Source organism: Collinsella aerofaciens (genome assembly GCF_039062315.1).
In the GTDB taxonomy this organism is placed as follows: Bacteria; Actinomycetota; Coriobacteriia; order Coriobacteriales; family Coriobacteriaceae; genus Collinsella; species Collinsella aerofaciens_BG.
Window position 1 is genome coordinate 90,949 of record NZ_JBCJBG010000002.1, and the last position, 23,271, is coordinate 114,219.

General features: G+C 51.0%; 17 protein-coding genes. 15 read left to right on the forward strand and 2 right to left on the reverse strand.

All coding sequences use genetic code 11. From position 1 onward, the window contains the following. The first annotated feature begins 518 nt into the window (after nucleotides 1-518). The 10 genes from ABCP74_RS01570 (at nucleotide 519) to ABCP74_RS01610 (ending at nucleotide 14,257) form a co-directional block, all read left to right on the forward strand. Entirely contained in the window at nucleotides 519-3,629 is a 3,111-nt protein-coding gene (locus ABCP74_RS01570) for an N-acetylmuramoyl-L-alanine amidase family protein (protein ID WP_343102188.1), read from the forward strand. 35 nt (nucleotides 3,630-3,664) lie between these two features. Further along, the gene (locus tag ABCP74_RS01575) at nucleotides 3,665-4,867 is read left to right on the forward strand and encodes a lipopolysaccharide biosynthesis protein (RefSeq protein WP_343000574.1); all 1,203 of its coding nucleotides are present in this window, start codon (nucleotides 3,665-3,667) and stop codon (nucleotides 4,865-4,867) included. Between the two features lie 251 nt (nucleotides 4,868-5,118). Further along, nucleotides 5,119-6,174, forward strand: a complete 1,056-nt coding sequence (locus ABCP74_RS01580) for a polysaccharide biosynthesis protein (RefSeq protein WP_343000573.1) — start codon at nucleotides 5,119-5,121, stop codon at nucleotides 6,172-6,174. A gap of 1 nt (nucleotide 6,175) precedes the next feature. Further along, a complete protein-coding gene (locus ABCP74_RS01585) occupies nucleotides 6,176-7,393 on the forward strand; it encodes a polysaccharide biosynthesis C-terminal domain-containing protein (protein ID WP_343000572.1) in 1,218 nt (405 codons plus the stop codon). A gap of 59 nt (nucleotides 7,394-7,452) precedes the next feature. Continuing rightward, nucleotides 7,453-8,517 (forward strand): glycosyltransferase, encoded by a 1,065-nt coding sequence (locus ABCP74_RS01590; protein ID WP_343000571.1) that lies wholly within the window; start codon nucleotides 7,453-7,455, stop codon nucleotides 8,515-8,517. A gap of 20 nt (nucleotides 8,518-8,537) precedes the next feature. Beyond that, nucleotides 8,538-9,713, forward strand: a complete 1,176-nt coding sequence (gene wecB, locus ABCP74_RS01595) for a non-hydrolyzing UDP-N-acetylglucosamine 2-epimerase (RefSeq protein WP_343000570.1) — start codon at nucleotides 8,538-8,540, stop codon at nucleotides 9,711-9,713. Continuing rightward, complete coding sequence (locus ABCP74_RS01600; RefSeq protein WP_343000569.1) at nucleotides 9,713-10,954, forward strand: glycosyltransferase family 4 protein; 1,242 nt, start codon at nucleotides 9,713-9,715, stop codon at nucleotides 10,952-10,954. Before wecB ends, ABCP74_RS01600 begins: the two co-directional genes overlap by 1 nt. 26 nt (nucleotides 10,955-10,980) lie before the next feature. Further along, nucleotides 10,981-11,691 carry a glycosyltransferase family 2 protein gene (locus ABCP74_RS01605; protein WP_343000568.1) on the forward strand — a complete coding sequence of 237 codons (711 nt, stop codon included), beginning with the start codon at nucleotides 10,981-10,983 and terminating at the stop codon, nucleotides 11,689-11,691. A 5-nt stretch (nucleotides 11,692-11,696) separates the two neighbouring features. Next, nucleotides 11,697-12,047, forward strand: a complete 351-nt coding sequence (locus tag ABCP74_RS09410; RefSeq protein ID WP_416378105.1) for a DUF2304 domain-containing protein — start codon at nucleotides 11,697-11,699, stop codon at nucleotides 12,045-12,047. Nucleotides 12,048-12,073: 26 nt separating this feature from the next. Further along, a complete protein-coding gene (locus ABCP74_RS01610) occupies nucleotides 12,074-14,257 on the forward strand; it encodes a DUF7657 domain-containing protein (RefSeq protein ID WP_343000567.1) in 2,184 nt (727 codons plus the stop codon). 78 nt (nucleotides 14,258-14,335) lie between these two features. On the opposite strand, the gene ABCP74_RS01615 is transcribed toward ABCP74_RS01610, so the two are convergent. Both ABCP74_RS01615 and ABCP74_RS01620 read right to left on the reverse strand, forming a co-directional pair. Beyond that, on the reverse strand, nucleotides 14,336-16,735 hold the full coding sequence (locus ABCP74_RS01615) for a glycosyltransferase family 2 protein (RefSeq protein ID WP_343000566.1): 2,400 nt from the start codon (nucleotides 16,733-16,735) through the stop codon (nucleotides 14,336-14,338). 75 nt (nucleotides 16,736-16,810) lie between these two features. Next, on the reverse strand, nucleotides 16,811-18,004 hold the full coding sequence (locus tag ABCP74_RS01620) for a DUF4422 domain-containing protein (protein ID WP_271738034.1): 1,194 nt from the start codon (nucleotides 18,002-18,004) through the stop codon (nucleotides 16,811-16,813). Between the two features lie 138 nt (nucleotides 18,005-18,142). Here ABCP74_RS01620 and rfbA point away from each other — a divergent pair, with 138 nt between their 5' ends. The 5 genes from rfbA (at nucleotide 18,143) to ABCP74_RS01645 (ending at nucleotide 23,170) form a co-directional block, all read left to right on the forward strand. Further along, on the forward strand, nucleotides 18,143-19,042 hold the full coding sequence (rfbA, locus tag ABCP74_RS01625; protein ID WP_343000565.1) for a glucose-1-phosphate thymidylyltransferase RfbA: 900 nt from the start codon (nucleotides 18,143-18,145) through the stop codon (nucleotides 19,040-19,042). A 95-nt stretch (nucleotides 19,043-19,137) separates the two neighbouring features. Further along, nucleotides 19,138-19,575 (forward strand): DUF4869 domain-containing protein, encoded by a 438-nt coding sequence (locus ABCP74_RS01630; RefSeq protein ID WP_035138697.1) that lies wholly within the window; start codon nucleotides 19,138-19,140, stop codon nucleotides 19,573-19,575. Between the two features lie 9 nt (nucleotides 19,576-19,584). Then, on the forward strand, nucleotides 19,585-20,559 hold the full coding sequence (locus ABCP74_RS01635) for a hypothetical protein (protein WP_343000564.1): 975 nt from the start codon (nucleotides 19,585-19,587) through the stop codon (nucleotides 20,557-20,559). Nucleotides 20,560-20,634: 75 nt separating this feature from the next. After that, on the forward strand, nucleotides 20,635-21,654 hold the full coding sequence (rfbB, locus tag ABCP74_RS01640; RefSeq protein WP_343000563.1) for a dTDP-glucose 4,6-dehydratase: 1,020 nt from the start codon (nucleotides 20,635-20,637) through the stop codon (nucleotides 21,652-21,654). 61 nt (nucleotides 21,655-21,715) lie between these two features. Next, nucleotides 21,716-23,170, forward strand: a complete 1,455-nt coding sequence (locus tag ABCP74_RS01645) for a sugar nucleotide-binding protein (RefSeq protein WP_343000562.1) — start codon at nucleotides 21,716-21,718, stop codon at nucleotides 23,168-23,170. Nucleotides 23,171-23,271: the final 101 nt, after the last annotated feature.

The window sequence follows — 23,271 nt, forward strand, 5'->3', positions numbered from 1 at the left end:
GTACTTCTCGCTTTAGGAGCGAAGTAATTCCAAGATCCGGCAAAGTGTCCTCAAGAGCTGCAAGAGCGGTGGGGGCAATTGTTTGCCAGTGTTTGATTCAGGAAGACCATGTCTAACTTTTCTACAATTAATGGCTCGATCATTCTGTCAATGAAGCCTCAGACGCCTCTGATGCAAGCGAAACACTGAGGCATTTTGCTGTATTTCACGGCTATGTAAACGCTTTCGCCGCCTGCCGCGTCTTTAAACGAATTATGTCGAATTGCTTGCTTCAGTGGATTTTCGTGTCACTGGTGCTTGCGCTGTTTAGGTGCGGCTAATTGCTTCAAAACTCAGTGCTTTACGCTGTATCTTTGGAAGGGCGAAAAACCCGCTGAGTACGCTTGTTGTCTTTTGTAGGGGCAGGTTCCATCTGCCTTTATGACAATTCCCGTGCTTTGGACAACTGGACTTCCGATGCAGAGGATATTGTAAGATAATTTATCCTTAGTATCATTATTTGTGATGGGGGATACAATATGAAAAAGGCATTGCGTGCCTCAACAGCGTTTTCTTTAGCTGCACTCTTGACGATTTCATCCTTGATGAGTCCTGTAGCCGCTGCTTATGCTGCGAATAGCGTGCGATCTGTGGATATTACATCAGATGCTGCGTCCGCAGACGATCCTGCAGCTTCACATGACGAGGGCGCTGCCGACGGAGACATAGCTGTTGAGCAATCGTCGCCGGCGGGCGTCGACGAATCGGCTGATGAGGATTTCGGTGTAGATGCTTCTTTGGCTGAGCCGCAAACTGAATCGACTGATTCTTCTTTTCAATATATATACCTTGCCTATCCGAACCTTATTAGCGGGACTGACCAAGTCGTCGCGTTTGCAACTCCTAATGACAGCGATACCATCGCCTCCGCAACACTAAACTATGTTAGCGCCAACGGAGTTCAGGGAGCGGTTGACGCTTCCGCGCGGGCTGTAAATTCTGCTGCATTTACATTTGGCTCGAAGCTAGATCTCAATACATATTTTCTTACTTCAATAACCTATGTTCTGCAGGGCGATGATGCTGAACATGAGATTGATCTCTCTGACAGGGATTATTCTTTTGCGGTTGTTGAGAGCTCTGCTAATTCCGAGGGCACTTCCGTTTACTATGCGGACGGCGAAGGCAATGCTGTTGAGGCCCAATCCATCAAACAGGCGTTGGAGTGTGCTGATTCACCGGACGGCATTTCTACTTATGCCACACGCTCAGCTCGAAAAAACGTTCGGGTAATTGCCCTTGATGCTGGCCATGGCGGCACTGATCCCGGCGCACAGGGAAATGGAAAGAGTGAGGCGGATTTAACTTGGAAGATTGTTGCTGCTTGCAAGAATAAGCTTGAGGCGTATGGCTTTAAAGTCGTTCTTGCGCGCGAGCAAAGCGGCGGCTACTCCGGAAATGATTTCCTTTATCGTGTCCAGCGATGTGTGAGTCAAGGCGCACAGGCCTTTGTTAGCTTCCATATTAATTCCGGTTCTCCTGTTGCCCATGGCGCTGAGGTATATGCCCCCACTGCCAATGAATATGATTACACGCAAGTTTCAGTCGAGCTCGCGAATAAAGTTATGAACAACCTCGCTTCTATGGGGCTCAGCTATCGCGGTGTATTCCAGATGGAAGTTGGAGATGAGTTTGCGGTCATCCGTTGTGCCCGCGAGCAAGGTATTCCCGGCATCTTAATCGAGCATGGCTTTATTTCTAATGCGGGGGACGTGTTGAATTATTTTAGCGATGCTGGTTGCAAACGCCTTGGCGAAGCTGATGCCGATGCGATCATTGCGCAATTTCCTAAGTCAACTTGGCTCGATTATTCTTCCGTATTCGATGCTAATTACTATTTGTCGCTTTATCCCGACGTAGCCAAAGCTACTTCTGGAAATAGTGATTTAGCTCTAGACCATTTTATTAACTATGGCATGAGCGAAGGCAGGCGCGGCTCTGCTAACTTTGACGTACAGAGTTATTTTAATGAGTATCCAGATTTAAGAGCTGCTTTTGGCTTTGATTTAGTTAAGTACTATGAGCATTACGTTACAGCTGGAAAAGCGGAAGGAAGGCATGGGACCGGATGCTCAAAGATTGAAGGATATGCTACGGCTATCAATGGCGTTGATTATTCATCCGTTTATGACCCCTCATTTTATCTATCGAATAACGAAGACATTCGTAACGCTTTTTCTAAACGAAGCCCCGCTGGCGTTGTAATGATTAACGATGCTGCCGTGCTGCGCCATTTCATCAACTGCGGCATGGCGGAGGGACGGCGCGGGAACGAGTCCTTCGACGTACTGAGCTATTACAATAGATACCCCGACCTTCGTCGCGCATTCGGTGCCAACCTCACAGCTTTATATGGCCATTACCTCAGCAGCGGTCGCGCTGAGGGGAGGATCACGACCGGATGCGATTCCCTCACGGGTGCTGTTGTTTCGCAAGGCGGTACCGATTATTCCCCCGTTTACGATTTCGACTTCTATACCTCTAACAACGGAGACGTCCTGAGTGCCTTTACAACCGTCAGGGGCGGTCTGAGGTTCGTTGACGATGCTGCCGTGCTGCGCCATTTCATCAACTGCGGCATGGCGGAGGGACGGCGCGGGAACGAGTCCTTCGACGTACTGAGCTATTACAATAGATACCCCGACCTTCGTCGCGCATTCGGTGCCAACCTCACAGCTTTATATGGCCATTACCTCAGCAGCGGTCGCGCTGAGGGGAGGATCACGACCGGATGCGATTCCCTCACGGGTGCTGTTGTTTCGCAAGGCGGTACCGATTATTCCCCCGTTTACGATTTCGACTTCTATACCTCTAACAACGGAGACGTCCTGAGTGCCTTTACAACCGTCAGGGGCGGTCTGAGGTTCGTTGACGATGCTGCCGTGCTGCGCCATTTCATCAACTGCGGCATGGCGGAGGGACGGCGCGGGAACGAGTCCTTCGACGTTTACGGCTATCGAAATCGTTATATGGACCTGAGGAAGGCTTTCGGACTGAACCTGAAGAACTATTACATGCATTATTTGAATTGCGGCATTAAGGAGGGACGCAATGGCGCAAGTATGACTGGATATGAAGGTCTTATTATGTCGCCCGCTTATTCAACCTATCTAGATGCCGCTAATCATTTCACAAAGATAATGGGCTCTAAAGGATTCCCTTCAGCCGTTTACGCGGATAGGGGAGCGTCGAACATTAGAGATTTCTGCAAAATTCTATATGAAGAGGCTCAGTCGGAGGGTGTCTCGCCTGAGGTTTTATACGGACAGGTGGTGAAAGAAACGGGGTATTTAAAGTTTGGAAATTTGGTCCAGCCTAATCAGTGCAACTTTGGAGGCCTTGGCGCCACTGGGCCTGGCAACCCAGGCTATAGCTTCGGATCTGTTCGTGAAGGACTACGAGCTCAGGTTCAACATCTAAAGGCGTATGGTTCAACGGAACTCTTGGTCAATCCATGTATTGATGCTCGCTTTAAATATGTCAGTCGTGGTTGCGCTCCGAGAACCATTGATTTAAATGGTAAATGGGCTGTTCCTGGCGTTGGATATGGTGAAAGCATTGATGCAATCGCTAGAGAGGTTATTGGTTAGGCTATTTAATTAGATCTAAAATCGATTGGGTAAATTTGACTGATAGTTTAAAGAAAAACATTACATGGAATACTGTTGGCTCTATTGCATACCTTGCTTGCCAGTGGTTAACGACAGTTGCTGTAGTTCGACTATCGTCGGATTTTAACTATGCCGGAGATTTATCTTTGGCAATGACAATCAGCAATCTATTTGTTCCGATCGGTTTATATAAGATTCGATCCTTTCAAGTATCCGATCTTTCATGTGAGTATTCTTCAGGGGAGTATATTGGTTTTCGTTTAATCACAATAGCGCTGGGGTTTGTTTTCGTAATGCCTTATGCATTCTTTACCTGTCAGCAGTCTTCTCTTCTTCCCGTGTACCTCTATTGCATATATAAGTCAATTGAAGTCATGGTTGATGTGTTTCATGGCATTGATCAAAAAGCTGGAAATATGATTTATTGCGGTATGTCGATGCTGCTGAGGGGTATTTTGTCTCTACTGGTGTTTTGTGCCGGAATGTATATTTCACATTCTCTTGTGTTGAGTATCGTTCTGATGATTGCGGTGTCTCTCCCCGTGGCGATTGTTGATGCACATTGGGCCTCTAATTTCGATTTGATTGTTCCTTCTTTTAGGTTCAAGGCGATGACTGAACTGTTTTATAAGTGTCTTCCCGCTACGGTTGGGGTTTTTTGTTGCGCTGCGGTTACATCCGTTTCGCGTCAGGAACTTGCTACCGTGCTGGGGGCCTCAATGTTGGGTGTTTATTCCTCGGTGTGTTCTCCCGCAGCAATCGTTCAGGCGGGTGCTGCTAATGCCTATGCCCCTTTGCTCGGCGCGTTTGCGAGCGCTAGTGAGTCGGGGGATAAAAAATCATTTAATACTATGTTGATGAAGGTCGTTCTTGGCGCCCTTGTTTTGTCCATTGTTATTTTGTTCGCTTGTTTTATCTGCGGCGACTACATGTTGGGGCTAATATTTGGTGACCAAATCCATCAGTACTCTTTTTTGCTGTACGGTGCGGTTATTAGCTCTCTGCTTACGGCGTTTATCGGTTTCTTTTCCGACCTGACGATTGTTAAGAGAAAGATGGCCGGTAATCTTGTCGGTAATTTAGTCGCCTTAATCGTTGCTGTCCCCCTTTCTGGCTTATTGATTCAGCTATTTGGACCTAACGGAACGAGTGCTGCAATTTCGCTTGCTTATTTTGTCGGATGTGTCGCGATGCTTCCATGCATTATTCGGAAATAATGCATCAGAGATTCGCTAAATACATAGATATAAAAGTGTTTGGCTGAAGCTACATAACCACTTGCAATGACTTCTTAAACGCTAATTGGTGGTGTTATCAGTTTTAACGTAGGTATAAACGCTTTTTAATTCTAATTTATGCGCAGTAGTCGTCTTTTCGTTTAGGATAAGAAGCGTATCAATAGGTTAAGCATTGACTTGCATTTTGTTTTAGTTTCATTCGCCTTTAGTTTATTTAATTGGAGCTTGAAATGTGCGATAGTGTATTCAAAGACAGGACCCTTATGATCACGGGCGGCACCGGCTCGTTCGGCAACACCGTGCTCAAGCACTTCATGAACACCGACCTGGCCGAGATCCGCATCTTCTCGCGCGACGAGAAGAAGCAGGACGACATGCGCCACCGCCTGCAGGAGAGGTCCCCGGAGCTCGCCTCCAAGGTGCGCTTCTTCATCGGCGACGTCCGCAACGCCCAGAGCGTGCGCGACGCCATGCACGGCGTTGACTACATCTTCCACGCCGCCGCCCTCAAGCAGGTGCCCTCCTGCGAGTTCTTCCCCATGGAGGCCGTCCGCACCAACGTCATCGGCACGGACAACGTGCTGCACGCCGCCATCGAGGAGGGCGTCGACCGCGTCGTGTGCCTGTCCACCGACAAGGCGGCATACCCAATCAACGCCATGGGCAAGTCCAAGGCCATGATGGAGTCCATCATCTACGCCAACGCCCGCAACGGCGCCGGCCGCACCACCATCTGCTGCACCCGCTACGGCAACGTCATGTGCTCGCGCGGCAGCGTCATCCCGCTGTTCATCGACCGCATCAGGAAGGGCGAGCCGCTCACGGTCACCGACCCCAACATGACCCGCTTCCTGATGAACCTGGACGAGGCCGTGGACCTGGTGCAGTTCGCCTTCGAGCACGCCAACCCCGGCGACCTGTTCATCCAGAAGGCGCCGGCCTCCACGATCGGCGACCTCGCCGAGGCCGTGCAGGAGGTCTTCGGCCGCGTGGGCACGCAGGTCATCGGCACCCGCCACGGCGAGAAGCTCTTCGAGACCCTCATGACCCGCGAGGAGCGACTGCGCGCCGAGGACATGGGCGGCTACTACCGCGTGGCATGCGACTCGCGCGACCTCAACTACGACAAGTTCGTCGTCGACGGCGAGGTGGAGACCCAGGCCGACGAGTCCTACACCTCCCACAACACCGAGAGGCTCGACGTGGAGGGCACCATCGCCAAGATCAAGACCGCCGAGTACGTGCAGCTGGCCCTCGAGGGCCGCGAGCACGAGGCGGTGCAGTAGGGTGCGCGTCCTCGTCACCGGCGCGAATGGGTTCGTGGGCAGGAACCTCTGCTGCGCGCTGAAGAACGTCCGCGACGGCAAGGACCGCCGCGATAAATACCAGGCGCTGCTCCCGCTCGAGGTCATGGAGTACGACGTCGACTCGACGCCCGGGGAGCTGGAGGACTACTGCTCCCGCGCCGACTTCGTGTTCAACCTGGCCGGCGTCAACCGCCCCGAGGACCAGTCCGAGTTCATGGAGGGCAACTTCGGGTTCGCCTCCACGCTGCTGGACACGCTCGAGCGCCACGGCAACAAATGCCCCGTCATGCTGTCCAGCTCCGCGCAGGCGAGCCTGTCCGGCCGCTTCGAGGGCTCCGTATACGGCGAGTCGAAGCTCGCGGGGGAGGGCCTGTTCCGGGAGTACTCGGAGCGCACGGGGGCGCCCGTGCTCATCTACCGCTTCCCGAACCTCTACGGCAAGTGGTGCCGCCCGCGCTACAACTCCGCCGTGGCCACCTTCTGCGACGCCATAGCCAACGGCCGCCCCTACACCGTCAACGACCCATCCGTGGAGCTGGAGCTCCTCTACATCGACGACCTCGTGAACGAGATGCTGGGCGCCCTGCTGGGCGAGGAGTACCGCTGCGGCTACGAGGGCCTCGAGAGGGTAGAGGGAGACGGGTTCTGCTATGTCCCGGAAACCGACGTGAAGACCCTGGGCGAGATCGTCTACCTGCTCGACAGCTTCCGCGACAGCCGCGAGACGCTCTCGGTGCCCGACCTTGCCGAGGGCTCCTTCTCCAAGAAGCTCTGGAGCACGTTCCTGTCCTACTACGAGCCGGGGCACTTCGCCTATAGCCTCAAGCCCAACACGGACGCTCGCGGCTCGTTCACCGAGTTCCTGCGTACGCCCGAGCGAGGCCAGGTCTCCATCAACGTCTCGAGGCCCGGCATCACCAAGGGTAACCACTGGCACATGAGCAAGTGGGAGAGGTTCCTGGTGGTCTCCGGCACCGCGTCGATCAAGCTGAGGAAGGTGGGGGAGGACGCCGATGGCAACCCGTTCCCCGTCGACGAGTACGTCGTCTCCGGCCCAGACATGCGCGCCGTGGAGATGATCCCCGGATACACGCATTCCATCACCAACCTGTCCGACACCGAGGACCTCGTGACGGTCATGTGGGCCAACGAGCCTTTCGACCCCGAGAACCCCGACACCTACTACGAGGAAGTCTAGAGGTTTTGACCAGATACGCTCACATTTATAGCGTTCCAAATGGGTCCACTGGGCGCATTATGATGAAGGAGCATCTTGCTCTTATTGATCAAGGACACGAATCGCTTGCTTGCTGGGGAAGAAGAACGCCAGCAAACACTGCCAGTGAATACTGTTTTGGGTCATCCGCTAATTTTTTACTCGACGTTGGGCTTACTCTCCTTGACGGTAGGATAGGTTTTCATTCAGCGAGGCAAACCGACGCGTTGATTCATCGTCTTGATGAGTTCGATCCTGATGTGGTTCACTTGCATAACCTTCATGGCTATTATTTGAATATTGATAAACTATTTAAATGGTTGATGAAGTCTGATTGTCGCGTTGTATGGACTTTGCACGACTGTTGGGCTTTTACCGGCCATTGCCCTTATTTCACCTATTCCTGCTGCAATCAATGGAAAAACGGCTGTGGTGCCAAGAGATGCCCTCAACTCATGGGGTATCCTCCAACTATTAATTCTGCATCATGCAAATGGAGTTACGAGGCCAAACGTTCGATTTTCACTTCGTTGCCTTCTAATCGAATGACTATCATTACCCCTTCAAAATGGCTGGCTGGACTGGTTGCTTCTAGCTATTTATCAAAGTATCCGATTGAGGTTGTGCATAATACGATTGATCTCAACGTTTTCAAGCCACGATCAAATAGTGAAGTATTTAGCGTTAAAGAGAAATACGGCCTCGATTCAAGAAAAATTATTTTAGGAGTTGCCTCTCCATGGTCCAAGCGTAAGGGTCTTTCAGACTTTTATGCCCTTGCGGATATGCTTGACTGCTCCGAGTATTCTATTGTGCTGGTTGGACTGAGTGCTAAGCAGATGAAACAGCTACCTTCTGGGGTAGTTGGTATTCCGCGAACCGACTCCCAGATAGAGCTGGCCTCACTTTATAGTTCTGCCTCCGTTCTATTCAATCCAACATACGAAGATAATTATCCTACGGTCAATCTTGAGGCTGAGGCTTGTGGGCTGCCAGTCGTTTGTTACGATGTCGGCGGATGCTCTGAGACTTTGCATAGGGACGATTCGAAACTTGTTGAGTGTGGTGATGTGCAGGCCGCCTCATTACTGTTGGCAAAATATTAGACTCTGTTTTAAGGAAACCTATGAATTCCAATATTTGTTTTAAAGACGACGGCCGCCTGAAGCTGCTGGTCATCGTGGGCACCCGCCCCGAGGTCATCCGCCTGTCCGAGGTCATCAAGAAGTGCCGCCGCCACTTCGACTGCCTGCTGGCGCACACCGGTCAGAACTACGACTACACCTTGAACGGCATCTTCTTCCGCGACCTGGAGCTCGCCGACCCGGACGTCTACCTGGACGCCGTGGGCGCCGACCTGGGCGAGACCGTGGGCAACATCATCGCGGCCTCCTACAAGCTCATGGTCCAGGTCCAGCCCGACGCGCTCCTCATCCTGGGCGACACCAACAGCTGCCTGTCCGCCATCGCGGCAAAGCGCCTGCACATCCCCATCTTCCACATGGAGGCGGGCAACCGCTGCAAGGACGAGTGCCTGCCCGAGGAGACCAACCGCCGCATCGTCGACGTGATCTCCGACGTCAATCTTGCCTACTCCGAGCACGCACGCCGCTACCTCAAGGACACCGGCTGCGCCCCCGAGCGCACCTACGTCACGGGCTCTCCCATGGCCGAGGTCCTGCGCGCGAACCTGGGCAAGATCGAGGCCTCCGATATCCTCTCCGAGCTCGGCCTGGAGCCGAAGAAGTACATGCTGCTCTCGGCGCACCGCGAGGAGAACATCGACACCGAGGCCAACTTCACGAGCCTGTTCACCGCCATCAACGCGCTGGCCGAGAGGTACGACATGCCGATCCTCTACTCCTGCCACCCGCGCTCCCGCAAGCGCCTGGAGGCCACCGGCTTCAAGCTCGACCCGCGTGTGCGCATGCACGAGCCCATGGGCTTCCACGACTACAACTGCCTGCAGATGAACGCCTTCGCTGTTGTCTCCGACTCCGGCACCCTGCCCGAGGAGTCCAGCTTCTTCGCGAGCGTCGGCCGCCCGTTCCCGGCGGTGTGCATCCGCACCTCCACCGAGCGGCCCGAGGCGCTGGACAAGGCGTGCTTCACGCTGGCCGGCATCAGCGAGCGCGGCCTGCTGCAGGCGGTCCGCACCGCCGTCGAGCTCGACGCCGAGGGGTCGCTGCCCGAGGCCCCCGTCCCCGACTACGCCGACGAGACCGTGTCCACCAAGGTGGTAAAGATCATCCAGAGCTACACCGGCGTCGTGGACAAGATGGTGTGGAGGAAGAGCCTGTAATGACTAGCTCGTGCGCTGGTAAGAAAATACTTGTCGTAACGCAGCATTTTTACCCGGAGACTTTTCGAATTAGCGATATTGTCGAAGGTTTTATTGAAGACGGTGCAAGCGTTGACGTCCTTTGCGGTATTCCAAATTATCCTTCAGGCGAATGGGCCGAAGGATATGGTTATTGCGGCCATCGTCACGATGATTACCATGGTGCGTCTGTCTTTCGGTCTGGTGAAATACGCCGAAAGGGAAACACTTCGGTCCGCATTTTCCTGAACTATATTAGCTGGCCGATTACTGCATCTCTCAAGGCATTGAGGCTCAAAAATAATTACGACGTTGTATTTTGCTATAACACAAGTCCTATTTTGATGATAATTCCGGCTAGGTTTGCTGCATGGCGAAATAAATGCCCTCTTGTCACCTATGTCTTGGATATTTGGCCCGAAAATTTGTACACCGTTTTAAACGTCCAAAATAGCTTTCTGAGAGCTTTTGCCAAATCTTTTTGCGACAAGCAGTATGCTGCCTGTAATAAGCTGATTGCCTTGAGTGACTCTTTGGCCGACAACTTATTTCATCGGATTAAACCTTTGAATCCGGATATTTCGATAAGTGTAATACCTCAGCACTGTGAGGAGGTTTACGAACAAAAGAGTTTTTCACAGGAGCTGAGATCGCAATTTGGAAGTCAGTGTGTTTTCCTTTTTGCCGGATCAATAACTCCCGCACAGGGTCTTGACACAGTTATTGAGGCATTCTCGTATGCAATCAAAAATAGTTCTGTTGAGATGAGGCTGCTAATTCTTGGCGATGGCATGTCCAGAGCGGAACTGCAGAAGACCGTTGCAAATAAAGGGCTGAGCGGGTTCATTTTGTTTATTGGGCGCGTTGATCCTGAAGTTGTGCCCATGTATTCAGATATTGCAACGGCAATGATTGCACCATTCGCCGACAATCCCGAACTAGAGCTTACTATTCCGGCGAAGATTTCAAGTTGTATGGCGTCTTCGAAACCAATACTTGCTGTAATGCGCGGTGAAGGGGCCAATGCGGTTCGTTCTGCTGAATGCGGGTTTGTATCCAATCCCTCAGATGTTAATGCGCTTGCTGATAATATGGTAAAAATTGCTTCAATGAATAAAGATGCTATTGAAGCTTTAGGATCTAATGGCTTCAATTATTATCGTGAGCATTTCTCGAGATTGGTTTGTTTGGATAAAATTAAGCAGGTTTTATTTTCAATATAGGTCCGATATGGATCGTTGGGGTTTTAATGGATGAAATGTTGAGAGTGCTGGTAATCATTCCTGCCTATAATGAGCAAGCCAATATCGTACAGACTGTTTCATCGGTTGTTGAAGCTGGCTATGATTATGTAGTGGTGAATGATGGCTCAACCGATAAAACTCTATCCATCTGCCGTCAACATGGATTTAATGTCCTTGACCTTCCGCAAAATTTGGGCATTGGTGGTGCTGTTCAAGCCGGTCATAAATATGCGTTCAGGCATGGTTATGACATTGATGTTCAGGTTGATGGTGACGGCCAGCATGATCCTTCTTATATTGGGAACTTAATCGAGCCGATTATTGATGGTGCCGATTTGTCTATCGGTTCCAGATTTGCCGTTCCCACGGAAGGTTTTCAGTCTACATTTTTAAGGAGAGTAGGTATCCGATGGCTTTCTGGTTGGTTGAGATTATTTACCGGAAAGACGATTAAAGATCCTACTTCTGGATTTCGCGCGTGCGGCAAAAAAGCTATAGATTTGTTCTGTAGGGACTATCCAGATGATTATCCAGAGCCCGAATCTATTGCCGCAGCATTAAAAACTGGTCTTTCGGTGGTTGAGGTTCCTGTACTTATGCGCGAGAGGCAGGGCGGAGTGTCATCAATTTCTGGCTTTTCTTCAATTTATTACATGATTAAGGTTTCGCTTGCAATTTCCATGGCCTGTTTTGTTTATAGAAAGGCGGCTCACTGATGAGTATGATAATTCGCGTGGGCGCTGTCGTAATTTTTAGTGGCCTTTTCTTTTATGTCGTTTCCTTAGTCGGTAAAGGAAAGCTACTTTTAAAGTACTCGCTACTATGGCTTTGCCTGTGTGTTGTGGCACTATTTAGCGTTTGCTTTCCGGAGTTGATTTATCGAATTTCAGATTGTATTGGGTTTATTAGCCCATCGAATTTCGCTTTTCTTGTTGCTGTAGTACTTTTATTGATGATTTCTTTATCTCTCAGTATTGCGATTAGCAGACTCGTTACGGCTTGCAAGAACTTAACCCAACGTATTGCGATTCTTGAAAATGAGAATGATGTTTTGCGAAATCAGAAGGATTAATTAAAGACGGAGTTTAGATTAACTGTATGAATAACTATTTAGCAGCGGAAGCTCGAAACCATCGTGTGTGCAGCGGCTTGTATCGCCTTTACCATGTCGGTATTTTTGCCCTGCCGTTATCTTTTGCACTGATATATCTGTCTTTGTTCGTTAATTACATTGATGCTTTCTATGGCACGGTTGGCTTTACAATTGCCAACCCGATGCTTAATGACGATATGGCTGTTCTATTTGTTGCTGGATTGACTATTATATTTGTCATTTCTGTAATCAAATTGGTAGAGTATAAAAGCGATTTTTTGTATAAATATCGATGGCTAATCGGTATGACTGTTGCGATACTTGCCGTTGCTTTTAAAATCAGCGGTTCATCGCTTGGAATGTGGAGCATTATGCTCCCTGAAAACGCTGGTACTCCGTTTTGGGGTATACCGAGGTCCCTTCGAAGCGATGAGTTCTCAGTTGGAACTCTGTTTCAGCTTTCTCAATCCCATAATGGCTATGCTCCAATTTCGGAAATCCTGAGAGGAGATTTAACGGATGTCCGGATGGTTTATGGCGCTGCCTGCTGGAGCGTAATTACGTTATTTAGACCAGTGCTTTGGGGTTATTTGTTATTTGGTTTTGAATTCGGCCTAGCGTTTGCTTGGTCCGCGAAACTATGTCTAATGGTCCTTGTCTCTTTTGACTGTGCCTTTCTCATTATTAAGTCAAAGCCGCTCAGCTTGCTCTTTTCATGCTTGCTTTGTTTTTCGCCACTAATTCAATGGTGGGGCACGGGCGAGGTGATTCTTTATGGACAAGCCCTTGTCTTGTTGTTGGATAAGGCGCTCTTTACTCGAAAAAAGAATATCAGGGTTATTGCGATAGCTGCCATAGCATGGCTATGTGGTTGTTACATAATGCTCTTGTACCCTGCCTGGATGGTCCCATTTTTCTTCATTTTTGCCTTGATGGGTGTTTTTAGAACAATAGAGTATTATCAAACATTAAAATATAACGCCCAACATTCAGTTCTTGCATGGTCGCTAAGTGATACTTTTGTTTTAGTATTCTGCCTGTTGATCTCAGCGGGACTAATATTCCTTTCATTCTTCCAGTCCTCTGAAGCAATGACATCTGTTATGAATACCGTTTATCCTGGTGCGCGCTTTGAAACAGGCGGAAGCGGACTTCCCGAACTTTTTTCTTATGCAATTCCACTCTTTTATGCCTTTGATTCACCGCTGGTTTCAAATGAATGCGAAATTGCAACCATTCTTTGTTTCTTCCCTCTTGGAACGCTTGCATCTCTGCTCTGTTTTATTAAAAGGCGAGAATGGCAGTTATTTGTGCTTACGGCACTTCAATTGTTTTTTCTAGTCTTTGCATTTATTGGTTTTCCGTCATTTCTATCTCGAATGACCTTAATGTATAACGTCCCTGTTCTGCGACTATTGTTTCCTATTGGTTACCTCGAACTTCTCCTATTTTTGATTTCTGTCGAAAAGGCTAAAGAGTCCCAAGGGAATAACAGCTCCATTGGTTATTTGCCGATTATCTTAATAATTGGTCTTATTCTGAGTTCAGCATTCCAGGTTTTCATCCTTCTTTCTGCTAAATATCTTGTTGCAAGGATGCTGTATCTGTTGATGCTTATATTGTTCTGTCTTTTTTCGTGCCTTTCGTTTTGCTCCTTTATTCTTGGAAAAAAATGCACTGGTTTATTCGCTGCTTTTGCGATTTGCTTCGGAGTAATTCCAGGGCTCTGTATTAATCCAATTCAAATCGGTGCGGCTCCACTAACAGATACGAATTTAGAGTCTCTCGTTAATCAGTTCGTGGAAGAGAGTGATTATTCAGATAAATGGGTTGTCGATGGTTCTTGGACAGTTGCCAATCTTTGCGCTGCGTATGGAGCGCCTGTAATTAACTCCACCAATGCTTATCCCGATCTATCGCGTTGGAATTCTATCGATGATAATAACGAGAACGAGTACGCATACAACAGGTATGCTCATATCGTTGCTAATGTATTCGCTCCATCTACGTCATTTAATTCTACGCAGGATGATCTCTTCACAGTGAATTTGACTGAAGATGATTTAAGGCAGCTTAATGTGAAGTACGTTATGTCTAGTAGGGATTTGACAGAGTATTCATCTGTTGAATTGCAAATTACGCAATTAGGTTCAGCAAACGGGTTCTTTCTTTATAAATTAACCTATTAGGAATAAGGGGCTGTCGGTTTAACCGACAGCCCCTTATTCCTCCTTTACCTGCTCAGAATTAAAGTGTCATAAGCGTTTTTAAATTTGATAATACAAATTCCCGTTGACGATGTTGCTGTTTATATACGGATCACCCTTCACGTAATACTCTGGCCATAGGTAGTTGAGCAGTGAGTATTCCCTATGGAATCTCATTTTCTTTTCATCGCTGATTTCATAGCCTCGTGATAACGACTCGTAATGATACAGCTCGGTATCGGGTGTATATACAACTAGATAGTTGTGACTTCTCACTTTGAGGCAATAGTCAACATCATTAAAAGCAACAGCCAGTTCTTCTCTAAAGCCTCCGACTTCGTCGAAAACAGCTCTCTTAGTCATCAGGCATGCTGCGGTTACTGCGCTTAAATCTTGTGTGCGGTCGCATAGATTGAAGTAACCCCATTTTCCTCTGGGGTAATCTTTTCCGAGGTGGCCGGCTCCAATTCCGCCGATGCCGACGCCAGCATGTTGCAGGGTATCATCGCTGTAAAAAAGTCTTGCGCCTACGATGCCAACTTCTTTTCGCGAACAAATGCCCAGCATGTTTTCAATCCAGTTTGGAGTTATAACTTCTGTATCGTTGTTTAACAAGAGAAGGTAATCGCCCTTTGCTTTGCTAGCGCCAAAGTTCATCAGTTTTGAAAAATTGAATTCTGCACCCCAATATTCGATGCGGATCGTATCGGGATAGCATTTCTCCAATTCAGAGTAGTACTCGAATGTTTCTGGGTTCTCGCTGTTGTTTTCGATAATGACGATTTCGTAGTTATCGTAGGTTGATCGTTCAATGATCGACTTAATGCACGTATCGAGAACAGAGGGATGGTCCTTTGTCGGAATAATGATTGATACAAGTGGATGACTATCTGGAACTGCGTAGGTAACTTTATATGTGAAGGGGTCGTTTCCGCGATAAACCTTTGCTGAAACGTCAAGTCTGTCCAAATGGGCCTGTACGGCTTTGACGCCAGCATCCCATGCATATAGCTTTGAGTTCGGGTCACCTGCAGTTGAGTTTTCGGTAATTCTCCAGTGGTACAGAATTTTGGCCACGTGTACCACATTCCGTGCGTTTTCTATCGCTTTAAGCGTCAAGTCGTGGTCTTGAGCTCCATCGTACTGCTCGTCGCCGTACTCCAGAGAATCGAATAGTGTTTTTCTGATTGCAAGAAAATGGCAAATATAATTAACGCTTCGCAGCAAGTCGATGCTTAAATCTGGTTTAAAGAACGGATCTCCATAGCTGCCATTGGCAAACAGTTTGTCTTCGTCGCAGTAAATAAGATCAGCATTGTTTTCAGCATTAATTGCACGCGCGTATTCATAAAGCGCCGAGGGCTCTAGAGTATCGTCGTGGTCCAAGAAGCAAATAAAATCTCCTTTCGCTTCTTTTGTCCCGGCAAGAGTGTTTTTGGAAATGCCGGAATTGTTTGCCAGCTCTATCACCTTAATGCGCACGTCTTTATTCTTAGCAGTTTCGACCATATCTACAAGCGCGCTGTTATCTGGGCTTGCATTGACTAGCACGAGCTCCCAGTTTGAATAGCTCTGCTTAAGAACCGATTCCACCATTTCCTTGAACAGTTTTTCGGGTGTGTTGAATAGGGGGACGACGATGCTAAACAATGGCATTTCCTTGAAGGTGACCATCGATTGTTTTTCGAGCATTGCCGAGCTTGCCTTGTGTTGATCGAGCCATTTTGGATATGCAGATGGGTCAATTGAAATAGGCTTCATTTTCGATGTGGTTAAAATGCGCAGCTTTTCAAGCTCTTCGTTATCCGCAACAGCAAAGCTGTTGAAGCTCGGATGGTTGTCGTCTTCGATTGTGAAGATTAACCTATTTGTGCTATTAGGAATCCGAATCGAGTATTGAATTTCACGGCGTTTTTTATCTGGGGCAAACCACAGTGGAATCGTAATGTCATCGGTGGTAATCGGCTCAATCTGAATGCGAGTCATTGAAATATCGAAGCACTTGATGGCTATCTTGTTGTCGTTGCGCTGAGGGAGTTTAACTGAGCAGCGAAGAATGGCCTCGTCTCCATCTTCGATAAACTCGTGAAAACGCATGCTTGCTACATCCAAGTCATGCTTATCATCATAGTTCCTAATGGAGTGGGACAATTCATTCTTAATTTTGTAGTTTAATCTTGACGCCCATTTTGCCTTGCTAAAGCAAATTTTAATGGCAGCGTAGGCATATTGCGCACTCAAATCTTTAATCTGAATATCGCAATCACCAGTTCCCAGGTCGGGAAGAACTACGACGTATTGATTATCATTTGATTCGTATGGATAGATTGAGCTCGGTATCGTTGTCCCGTCGCTCTTTGATGCAGTCACCTGAATACTTGATGCATCTACCTCTACATTTTTTAGGAGAATATACATCTTTCCGCTTCCACGGCAAATGCAATCCACGTTAATTTTCATTTCAATTTACCTTTCCGTAGCACTAAAGATACATTTACTACTTCACTCAGATTTCAAGTAGTTTCTTTCGTTTAATTAACCTAGTACAGGTAGCCTTTCGATTCTTTCCTGGTATCGAATGCGCGCTGCTGCAATTCGACGTTCATGCCATGTAGCCATAGTTGAATTGCTTTGCTCGTCTAGCAGATGAATGTTTTCATATCCAATTGGATGCTCATACGCTTTAGGGTCCGCTATATACATTTGCACCGCTTCGAGATTTTTGCTGCACCTTTTTCGTAAATCGGGGTTTCCGTTTAAAAGAGAGCCAATAGAAAAATGAGGATGCGCAACTCGATGCTCATTAATGCCAATTGCAATGAAATGTTCCAAAGCTCCTAGAGGGTCGTTCTTATATCTATCGAAGAGATCTTCGTAATGATTTACATAAAAGGAATAATTAAATACCGATGAATAGTCCACCCCGTTAAATATGGCCTTAGCGGAGGAATCACATGTAAGCTGGGGTCTTGTCCGAGGCCACGTGCATCGATCGATTGTGAGAGCATCTTTATTTGCTGGGTTAAAGATGCGGCATTCATAGCATTTTAAGTCATGCTTTCTAAGGAAAACGTTGAGCAGTCGTTCTGAGATAAAGCCAGGCATCCTTTGTTGATAGCTATCGCGACCACTTATATAGTCAATCCGCTTATCAAGTTGTTTTTCAATTTTGAAAAGCCACTTACAATATCTGTCCATCAGTTCCTTTTTGCAAATAATCATATTGCAGGGTGAAAAAGAGTGCCCCTCGCAAATTGCTTCATCAAAAGCGTCCAAGTAGTCAGGGCGTTTCGTCCTGATAATTTCCCTTGCATGTAGCAGATCTGTCGAAGAATGGATCATTCTATACTGCTCGGCAACAGTGATTAAGTTGCACCCGATTGAGCTTGTGCAGGGTTCTTTGGCTGCAACAATACAGTCATAATTAGCAAGAATATTCTCAATTTCATAGTCTCTGAGCATCTGCTTCGAGTTGCTGGGCGACTCAAACGCCCTTCGATAATGCGTGAGCCCAACTATTGACTCAGGAGAATTCTTCCATATCCAATAGAGGCCGGTAAGCTCGCAGTAGTGTTTGTTTTTCTGGGAAATATTGTCGCCTTGATCGTCGTACTGCCATCCAGCTCGACGGTTTTCTTCTGGAATGAAGCTTGCCCCGACGAAGAGCGGCTGGTAAGGTACCTCTGCATCAATGTTAAAGTGCTTATGCGCTGCGATATAAATCTTCACGTTATGGTCGTTCTTTCCGTGCCGAGGCAATTAGATGCCCTGTTCAATGGGTACCGCTCATATATTTTTAATTAATATGACCGATAGAGCTTATTATATAAGTCGTAACTAAATGAGTTAAATGACACGGAGGACTACATGAAAGGCATTATCCTCGCCGGCGGGTCCGGCACCCGCCTGTACCCGCTCACGCTCGTGACCTCCAAGCAGCTGCTGCCGGTCTACGACAAGCCCATGATCTACTACCCGCTGTCCACCCTCATGCTGGCGGGCATCCGGGACACCCTGGTCATCTCCACGCCGACCGACCTCCCCAACTTCGAGCGCCTGCTCGGGGACGGCTCGCGCTACGGCGTGAACCTGTCCTACGCCGAGCAGCCGAGCCCGGACGGCCTGGCCCAGGCCTTCGCCATCGGCGAGGACTTCATCGCCGGCGAGCCGTGCGCCCTGGTCTTGGGCGACAACATCTTCTACGGCAACGGCCTGTCGCGCCACCTGACGCGCGCCGTCCAGAACGCCGAGTCGGGCCGCGCCACGGTCTTCGGCTACCACGTGGACGACCCCGAGCGCTTCGGGGTCGTGGAGTTCGACCGTGAGGGGAGGGCCGTCTCCATCGAGGAGAAGCCCGAGCGCCCCAAGAGCTCCTACGCCGTCACCGGCCTGTACTTCTACCCGGGCGACGTCGCCGCCAAGGCGCACGAGGTAAAGCCGTCGGCCCGCGGCGAGCTGGAGATCACCACGCTCAACCAGATGTACCTGGAGGAGGGGACGCTGTCCGTGGTCACCCTCGGCCGCGGCTACGCGTGGCTGGACACCGGCACCATGGAGAGCCTGCACGAGGCCGCGGAGTTCGTCCGCGCCGTGGAGCACTCCCAGGACCTGCCGGTCTCGGTCCCCGAGGAGATCGCCTGGGAGAACGGCTGGATCACGACCGCCGAGCTGGAGGAGGCCGCCAAGGCCTACGGCAAGTCGGTCTACGGCCAGCACCTGAAGAAGGTCGCCGCCGGCGAGATCGTCAACAGCCCGCGCGAGTACTAGCGCAAGCTTGTTTTCTTTCAGGGGTCACCGTTTATCTGGTGGCCCCTTTCGTTATGATTACGTTGACCATAAAGACAATATGATTGGGAGTGGATGTGTTAAGCGTCTACTTTGGCGATATGCCAGAAGCGATTTACAACACAGCGACATATTTCAAAAACTCTTACCGGTCTTCTTGGATTACGGATCCCTATGCAGTCTCGATAATTAAAGATGTCGATCGATCGGTTGTTGTCTCCGAAAACGTCATCGAAAGCCCTGTGCTTGGATCCATCTCCCCACTCCAGCTTTCTGGTGGCGTGAAAACGCTGCTGCTTATGAGATTTGATCGTAAGCATATTTTTAACGCTTCTACCTGTGGTGACAACTGTGCCAAGTGGATTCTCGACATGGCGAAAGACCGCAAGCTCGTTGTGAATCTCTATCATGTGATGGACTTTGGCCGCGAGGATTTTAAAATCAAAGTCGTGAACAGCGGCCGAATCGTTCATAACATGGCCGAATTGATTCACGAGTCGATTCCGTATCTGTAGGTGCTGCTTATGAACGGTTCGCATCTTGTTAAGATTTCCCGCCGTAGGGGAACCAAGTACACATTTACCATCAAGCGGAACATCACTATTGTGCGTGGCGATAGCGGCACGGGTAAGACGACGCTGTTTGACATGGTCGCAGACTACATGCGAACGGGCGAGCAGTCGGGCGTTTCCTTGCAATGCGATTGTTCCTGTGTCGCCTTGACCGATTATGATTGGCGAAACCAGCTTTCGTCCGTTCATGACTCGATTGTATTTGTCGATGAGGGCTTAAAAGAGATCCATTCTGATGAGTTTGCCCATCATGTGCTGTATTCCTCGAATTATTTCGTGCTGATCTCAAGGGCTGATTTCCCCAATCTTCCGTATAGCGTGGATGAGATTTACAAGATTAAGACGAGCGGAAAATACCATTCTTTCGTCCCTGTTTATCAAGATCGCGGGAATCATCGTTATGCTATTTCCCGGTCGGCGCCAAAACAGGACTTTTCTATCCTTCTATGCGAGGACAGTAAGTCTGGTTTCCAGTTCTTTAAACGGCATTTTGCTGACAGTGAGCTTACCTGTACTTCGGCCATGACGAACAGCGCGATTTTGGGCTGGTTGGATCAGCATCTCGACGATCGCGTGTTTGTTGTCGCGGACGGGGCGGCATTTGGGTGCTATGCGGACCGCGTCCTTAAGCTGCAAGACATTCACCGCGATACTGTTACGGTTTGTCTTCCCGAGTCGTTCGAATGGCTTCTGCTGAGCTCCGGCGTAATTTCAGGGCTAGATGCCAAAGCAGTTCTGCAAGAGCCGGAAGCGTTTGCAGACAGTGAGAAGTTTAAAAGCTGGGAGGACTTCTTCTATAAGTACTTACGCGATAAAACTGGGAATTCGGTCTTCCGGTACGACAAAGACTGCATTCCGGAGGCGTTTTGTAGGGGAAGTAATTCTGCGAAGGTTATGGCTCTTATCGCGTGCCGAAATGTCCGATAGTTTTGTTGAATAGTGTCGCGGCATCACTTCCTGCGGCATACTAAAGAAGCTGTACATGCTTCAGATTGGATTTTCATGTCTGAGATCTTCGAACCCAAGAACATCATCGTCACGGGCGGCTGCGGCTTCATCGGCAGCAACTTCGTGCACTACGTGGTCAACAACCACCCCGGGGTGCACGTGACCGTCCTGGACAAGCTGACCTACGCCGGCAACCCCGAGAACATCGCGGGGCTGCCGACGGACCGCGTGGAGCTCGTCGTCGGCGACATCTGCGACGCTGGGCTGCTCGATGAATTGGTCCCCGGCCACGACGCGATCGTCCACTACGCCGCCGAGAGCCACAACGACAACTCCATCGCCGACCCTGAGCCGTTCCTGCGCACCAACGTGGAGGGCACCTTCCGCCTGCTGGAGGCCGTCCGCAAGCACGGCGTCCGCTACCACCACGTCTCCACCGACGAGGTCTACGGCGACCTGGCGCTCGACGACCCGGCGAAGTTCACCGAGGAGACGCCGTATCACCCGTCCTCGCCGTACTCGAGCACCAAGGCCAGCTCCGACATGCTCGTGCGCGCGTGGACCCGCACCTACGGCCTCCGCACCACGATCTCCAACTGCTCCAACAACTACGGCCCCTACCAGCACGTGGAGAAGTTCATCCCCAGGCAGATCACGAACATCATCGACGGCGTCCGCCCCAAGCTCTACGGCCGCGGCGAGAACGTCCGCGACTGGATCCACACCGAGGACCACTCCTCGGCCGTCTGGGACATCCTCACCAAGGGCCGCATGGGGGAGACCTACCTCATCGGAGCCAATGGGGAGAAGAACAACATCACCGTGCTCCGCATGATCCTCGAGGCGATGGGGCGCGACCCCGAGGACTTCGACTGGGTCGCCGACCGCCCCGGCCACGACCGCCGCTACGCCATCGACTCGACCAAGCTGCAGCGCGAGCTCGGCTGGAGGCCGGCGCACACCGACTTCGCCGAGGGGCTCAGGGCCACCATCGACTGGTACGTCGAGAACGAGTCCTGGTGGCGCCCGGCCAAGGAGGCCACCGAGGCCAGGTACAGGGCCCAGGGCCAGTAGGCCGAACCCCGGCGTACCGCGCCCCCGGTTATCCAACCTCTTCGATAGGAGCTTTTCCCACATGGCTGACATCGCATTCGAGAAGGACCTCTCCGTCGCCGAGACCGGCATCGAGGGCCTGAAGGTCGTCGACCTCGCCGTCCACGGCGACTCGCGCGGCTGGTTCAAGGAGAACTGGCAGCGCGCCAAGATGACCGCCCTGGGCATCCCGGACCTCCGCGTAGTCCAGAACAACATCTCCTACAACGACAGCCGCGGCGTCACCCGCGGCATCCACGCCGAGCCCTGGGACAAGTTCATCTCCGTGGCCCGCGGCTCGGTCTTCGGCGCCTGGGTGGACCTGCGCGAGGGCAGCGAGACCTTCGGCAAGGTGTTCACCTGCACGCTCGACCCGAGCAAGGCCATCTACGTGCCGCGCGGCGTGGGCAACTCCTTCCAGGCGCTCGAGGACGGCACCGCCTACACCTACCTGGTCGACGCCCACTGGTCGCTGGAGCTCAAGAGGACCTACACCTTCGTGAACCTCGCCGACCCCGAGCTCGACATCCAGTGGCCGATCCCGCTCGACCAGGCCACCGTCTCCGAGGCCGACCTCAGCCACCCGATGCTGAAGGACGTCGTCCCCATGGCGCCGAAGCGCACGCTCGTCACCGGCTGCAACGGTCAGCTGGGCCATGCGGTGCGCTCGCTCGCCGAGGAGCGCGGCGTCGCCAAGGACTTCGACTTCTGCGACATCGACACCTTCGACATGTCCGACCCGGACGCCTACGCGCAGTACGACTGGTCGCTCTACGGCACCGTGATCAACTGCGGCGCCTACACGGCTGTTGATAAGGCGGAGACCCCCGAGGGACGAACCATCGCCTGGAAGGCCAACGCGACCGGCCCGGCCCTGCTCGCCCGCACCTGCGCCGAGCACGGGATCACGCTCGTCCACGTGTCCTCCGACTACGTCTTCGACGGCACCGCCGAGGTGCACGACGAGGAGGAGCCCTTCTCCCCGCTGTCCGTCTACGGCCAGACCAAGGCCGCCGGCGACATCGCCGTGGCAGGGTGCCCGCGCCACTACATCATGCGCAGCTCCTGGGTCATCGGCGAGGGCCACAACTTCGTGAAGACCATGAAGGGGCTGTCCGACCGCGTCGCCGACCCGGAGGACGGGCTCGCGCAGGTCACCGTCGTGGACGACCAGCTGGGCCGCCTGACCTTCACGCGCGACATGGCCGAGGCCATCTTCCACGTGCTGGGGACGCACGCCCCCTACGGGACCTACGACTGCACCGGCTCCGGTGCCGTGAGGAGCTGGGCGGACATCGCCCGCGCCGTCTTCGAGGCCGCCAACGGCAACGGCGAGAAGGTCGTGCCGGTCAGCACCGCCGACTACTACGCGAGCGCCGCGGGCCCCATCGCCCCGCGCCCGGTCCACTCCGTGCTCGACCTGTCCAGGCTCGAGTCGGTCGGGTTCCACATGCCCGACTGGGAGGAAGAGCTGGGGGAGTACCTCAAGACGCTCTAGCCGCTATTAACTTTTCGAGAGCAAAAGCCGCCGCTTGTTAACGGTGGCTTTTCTTGTTGGTGGCTATCTGCGCAGTGGTGCCAATAGTATTCTGCGGAAGA

What these genes read in the sequence shown, in the direction of transcription:
- ABCP74_RS01610 (WP_343000567.1), top strand. Translation starts at nt 12,074, where the DNA reads ATGAATAACTATTTAGCAGCGGAAGCTCGAAACCATCGTGTGTGCAGC.
- wecB (WP_343000570.1), top strand. Translation starts at nt 8,538, where the DNA reads ATGAATTCCAATATTTGTTTTAAAGACGACGGCCGCCTGAAGCTGCTG.
- ABCP74_RS01615 (WP_343000566.1), bottom strand. Translation starts at nt 16,735, where the DNA reads ATGAAAATTAACGTGGATTGCATTTGCCGTGGAAGCGGAAAGATGTAT.
- ABCP74_RS01570 (WP_343102188.1), top strand. Translation starts at nt 519, where the DNA reads ATGAAAAAGGCATTGCGTGCCTCAACAGCGTTTTCTTTAGCTGCACTC.
- ABCP74_RS01645 (WP_343000562.1), top strand. Translation starts at nt 21,716, where the DNA reads ATGGCTGACATCGCATTCGAGAAGGACCTCTCCGTCGCCGAGACCGGC.
- ABCP74_RS01600 (WP_343000569.1), top strand. Translation starts at nt 9,713, where the DNA reads ATGACTAGCTCGTGCGCTGGTAAGAAAATACTTGTCGTAACGCAGCAT.
- rfbA (WP_343000565.1), top strand. Translation starts at nt 18,143, where the DNA reads ATGAAAGGCATTATCCTCGCCGGCGGGTCCGGCACCCGCCTGTACCCG.
- ABCP74_RS01590 (WP_343000571.1), top strand. Translation starts at nt 7,453, where the DNA reads ATGATGAAGGAGCATCTTGCTCTTATTGATCAAGGACACGAATCGCTT.
- ABCP74_RS01635 (WP_343000564.1), top strand. Translation starts at nt 19,585, where the DNA reads ATGAACGGTTCGCATCTTGTTAAGATTTCCCGCCGTAGGGGAACCAAG.
- ABCP74_RS09410 (WP_416378105.1), top strand. Translation starts at nt 11,697, where the DNA reads ATGATAATTCGCGTGGGCGCTGTCGTAATTTTTAGTGGCCTTTTCTTT.
- rfbB (WP_343000563.1), top strand. Translation starts at nt 20,635, where the DNA reads ATGTCTGAGATCTTCGAACCCAAGAACATCATCGTCACGGGCGGCTGC.
- ABCP74_RS01580 (WP_343000573.1), top strand. Translation starts at nt 5,119, where the DNA reads ATGTGCGATAGTGTATTCAAAGACAGGACCCTTATGATCACGGGCGGC.
- ABCP74_RS01605 (WP_343000568.1), top strand. Translation starts at nt 10,981, where the DNA reads ATGGATGAAATGTTGAGAGTGCTGGTAATCATTCCTGCCTATAATGAG.